Annotated in this window: 5 protein-coding genes; 3 read left to right on the top strand and 2 right to left on the bottom strand. The window is 59.0% G+C overall.

Annotated elements, in window-relative coordinates; translation table 11 throughout:
• Positions 1-738 (top strand): amidohydrolase family protein (locus ACFFAR_RS26680; RefSeq protein ID WP_174365653.1); only part of this gene is annotated, 738 nt, incomplete at its 5' end.
• 207 nt (positions 739-945) lie between these two features.
• Complete coding sequence (locus ACFFAR_RS26675; RefSeq protein ID WP_062172602.1) at positions 946-1,794, top strand: ureidoglycolate lyase; 849 nt, start codon at positions 946-948, stop codon at positions 1,792-1,794.
• A 76-nt stretch (positions 1,795-1,870) separates the two neighbouring features.
• On the opposite strand, the gene ACFFAR_RS26670 is transcribed toward ACFFAR_RS26675, so the two are convergent.
• Together ACFFAR_RS26670 and ACFFAR_RS26665 are read right to left on the bottom strand one after the other, a co-directional pair.
• A complete protein-coding gene (locus ACFFAR_RS26670) occupies positions 1,871-2,311 on the bottom strand; it encodes a PaaI family thioesterase (protein WP_062171883.1) in 441 nt (146 codons plus the stop codon).
• Between the two features lie 283 nt (positions 2,312-2,594).
• Positions 2,595-3,710, bottom strand: a complete 1,116-nt coding sequence (locus ACFFAR_RS26665; RefSeq protein WP_174365517.1) for an AGE family epimerase/isomerase — start codon at positions 3,708-3,710, stop codon at positions 2,595-2,597.
• A gap of 150 nt (positions 3,711-3,860) precedes the next feature.
• On the opposite strand from ACFFAR_RS26665, the gene ACFFAR_RS26660 reads away from it, so the two are divergent.
• Positions 3,861-4,068: MgtC/SapB family protein (locus ACFFAR_RS26660; RefSeq protein ID WP_174365516.1), on the top strand; the 208-nt coding region annotated here is incomplete at its 3' end.

The raw sequence follows: 4,068 nt of genomic DNA, 5'->3' as shown, positions 1-4,068 counted from the left end.
CCGGATGACTTGAAGCCGCTTCGCGAAGCGGAGAACGTCTCTCGAACGGTGGTTGTGCAGGCGGCGCAGACCGTCGATGAAACCCGATACCTGCTCGATCTTGCGCGCAATGATTCATCTATCGCGGGCGTGGTCGGCTGGGTTCCACTGGACGCGCCGAACGCAGCCGATTTGATTGATGAACTGGCACGTGAGCCGAAATTCAAGGCCGTGCGTCCAATGCTTCAGGACCTGCCAGATGATCGCTGGATCGAGAATCCCGCGTTGGCGCCGGCAATCCACGCGCTGATAAAAAACAATCTCGCCTTCGATGCTTTGATATTTCCGCGCCACGTTGCGTCGTTGAAGATATTTGCGAAGCGTTTTCCTGATTTGCGGATCGTCATCGATCACGGCGCTAAACCGCAAATCAAGGATGGAGACGCCGGGTGGCAAATCTGGGCGGATGGCATTGCAGAGTTGGCGGCCTTGCCGCAAGGGTTGCGTTGCAAGCTGTCAGGTTTGGCGACTGAAGCTGCACCGGGCTGGACAACGGCAATACTGAAGCCTTACGTCGATCATCTTCTGAAGCAGTTCGGACCGGATCGCTTGATGTGGGGAAGCGACTGGCCGGTGCTGAACCTGAACGGCGATTACGCACAATGGCATGACGCAGCGCGGCAATTGACGTCGCATCTGAACGCATCGCAACAACAAGCCCTTTTCGGAGTTACCGCAAAGACGTTCTATCGCTTATAAGGCGTGAAGAATCCCGACGGTATACATGGAATTTCGTGTCAGCAATCGCAACGAAAGCCGGGAATGGTAAAAAGACGTGTCATGTGAATGCTATGGTTCCATCTCACATTCGCTGAAACGCTGCTCCTGACGAGCCCTCTTTACACACGGGGCACATCGAACACCTCGTCAACCGAATCAAAACCTGAAACTGAAGGATCACTCACGATGAAACTGCTGCGCTTTGGGCCGAACGGTCAGGAAAAACCGGGTTTGCTGGATCAGAACGGCAAGATTCGCGACTTGTCGAACGTTATTGACGACATCGCAGGCGACACGCTATCCGACGCCTCCCTTGCGAAACTCCGCGCAATCGATCCGTCCACGCTGCCTGAAGTGACGGGCGAACCGCGCATTGGCCCGTGCGTGGCGCGCGTGGGCAAGTTTGTGTGTATCGGGTTGAATTATGCCGATCATGCTGCCGAATCGAACCTGCCGGTTCCAACTGAACCGGTGCTGTTCGGCAAATGGACCAGCGCGATTTGCGGTCCGAACGACGATATCGAGATTCCGCGTGAATCGAAAAAGACCGACTGGGAAGTCGAACTCGGCGTGGTGATCGGCAAGCATGCAAAGTACGTCAGCGAAGCAGACGCGCTGGACTACGTTGCAGGCTATTGCGTGATCAACGACGTTTCCGAGCGCGAGTGGCAGATCGAGCACGGTACGCAATGGGACAAGGGCAAGGGTTTCGACACCTTCGGCCCGATTGGTCCGTGGCTTGTCACGAAGGACGAAATCGCCGATCCGCAGCGTCTGGACATGTGGCTCGAAGTCGACGGTCACCGTTATCAGAACGGCAGCACCAAGACGATGGTCTTCGGCGTTGCGGAACTGGTCGCGTATCTGTCGAAGGTGATGAGTCTGCAACCGGGTGATGTCATCTCCACGGGCACGCCTCCGGGCGTGGGCATGGGCGTGAAACCCGCGCCGGTTTACCTGAAAGCAGGTCAGACGGTTCGTCTCGGCATTCAGGGATTGGGCGAACAGCAACAACGCACGGTCGACGCGAAGTAAGCCAGCACCGTAAAGAAAAGGGGCCGTTCCAACAACCATTGGAACGGCCCCTTTTCGTTTCATTGCAATAGAAACTTCAAGCGCTCACCGGCTCCAGTTCCGCAGCCATTTCGCTGATCCGATGAATCGTTCCTTGTGCGACCGCGACGAGGCGTTCCGTGCCGCCATCGGTGACGTACACGTCGCATTGACACGTTGCCTGCGTCATTCCGGCATAGATCACGCGTGCGCGAGCCATCAAGGTGCCCGATACCGCCGGCCGCAGATAGTTGATCTTGTATTCGCCGGTGACCACCTTCGGCCCGAGGCGCAGCGCGCCGGCAAAGGTCAGGGCGTTATCGACGAGATAACTCACCACACCGCCATGCACAAAACCGTGTTGCTGCCTGAGTTCATCGCGAATGGTCAGGCATAGCGTGAGACTCGTGGAGTCGACTTGCATGAGCTTCGTTCCCAGCAAGGCGCTAAACGGCTGCGCGTTCAACGCGCCCCGTGCGATATCGACAATTTCGGCCATTCGGACACTCCTACATTTGGTTTCGGTCCAGTCAGCTTGAGTCCCACAAATCCGCATCGGGGCGAGGGGCATCGGCGCGGTCCTGCAGAAGACTGTAGGTAGCGCTTCTCCACTGTGCAAGGACGATCTCGAATTCGCGGACAAATTACCGGTTTAAACGTGATTTATCGGCGATTTAAATGCAGGACGGGATAGTTCACGCAGAAATACGAAACCTGAAACGCGAAACGCCTCGCGCGAATGGCGAGGCGTCCGGAGCACGCTCGAAACACTTTTTGAAGCTTCAGGGCAACGCGTCGTACGCGGTTGCGAGGTGGTAGGGCGTAGTCGAAGGCATTTCCGACCGGACGATAACGCCATCCGCCGTCTGGCTTTCGATCCACCCGTTCGGCCGCAGGAACCGTTTCGTAAAGCGTTCGATCTGCGCGGGCAGTTGAGCGCGAACGGCATCGCCGGAGTGCGTGGCGAGCGCGCGCAGATATTCCGTCTGTGCCCAGATGCGCTGGGTCGAATCGATCACGCCGCCATGTTCACTGACCGATGCAGCCACGCCGCCCGTCACCGGATCCACGCCGCATTGCTGCACGAAATCGAACGCGCGGAACAACGCGTGCTCAAGCCCGGCTGCTCCGAAAGCCGCGTGCCCGCTGCCTTCGACCAGGAACAGCCATTCGAATTGATGACCCGGTTCGAGCCAGTTATTGGCGCTTCCAATCGGCAATTCAGCGATACACCCCGTTTCCTGATGCACGAATGCGCTCGAGACAGCGGCCGCAAGCTTTTCCAGCCGATGGTCGAACACGGCGAAGCCAGTGGCGTCGCGCGCGGCGAGCCACGCTTCGGTCAAATGCATCAACGGGTTTTGCAGCGGCGAGCCGAGTGCGGTGGAGAAGTCCTCGGTCATTGCGGATTGAAACAAGCCGCCTTCGGCGCTCATCAGGCGCTCGATGATCGCCGATGTTTCTTCGAGCACCGTCAGCGCTTTCTGCGCGGCCGCCGGTGCCGCACGCCGGGCATATTCCGCGCAGGCAAAAATCACGAATGCGTGCGTATAGAGGTCTTTCTGGCGCTCGTGCGGCGCGCCGCTCGCGTCGACGCTATAGAACCAACCGCCGTTTTTCCTGTCCTGAAAATAGGTCTGAAGCGAATCGAACAGCGTATCGGCGTGTCCGATGTCCCCCGCGTGCGCGAACACGAAGAGCTGGCGGGCGCATGCCATCGCGCGGTAGCGACGCGCGGGGACGGGCGTCACGCCATCGGCGGAAACGGCTTCGTAGGCGAGACGCATTGCCGGGTTGTAGCCCGGGCCGCGCCAGATGGGCAACACGACGCGCTCGTAATGCGCCTTCAGGGCCGCGCCGGTGGAGGATGTTCCCGCAGTGAAATCTGGGTCGTGCATACGGCTTCAAGAATAAAGGTTGAGCCCGGCGGCGTTGCCACCGGACGCGGGCACCAAGGATAAATCAAAACGGCCGCCTGCCGGACCATCGTCGGTGCCCCGACGCCTGCAAGGCCACCGCAAAACGCAATCAAAGGAGAAAACGCACTTATGCTAGGCAATATGGACCTCATCGCGCGGCTCATCCTGGCCGCTGCGCTCGGCAGCGTGATCGGCTTCGAACGCGAACGGCTCTCGTGGGCGGCCGGGCTGCGCACGCACATGCTCGTATGCGTCGGATCGACGCTCATCATGATCGTGTCGGCGTTTGGTTTTGCCGATGTCCTCGGCCGCGATCACATCGTCCTCGATCCATCGC

The organism is uncultured Caballeronia sp., from assembly GCF_964243625.1.
Lineage (GTDB): Bacteria > Pseudomonadota > Gammaproteobacteria > Burkholderiales > Burkholderiaceae > Caballeronia.
Note: the sequence above shows the minus strand (reverse complement) of the source record. Positions and strands in the feature narration are given on the sequence as shown.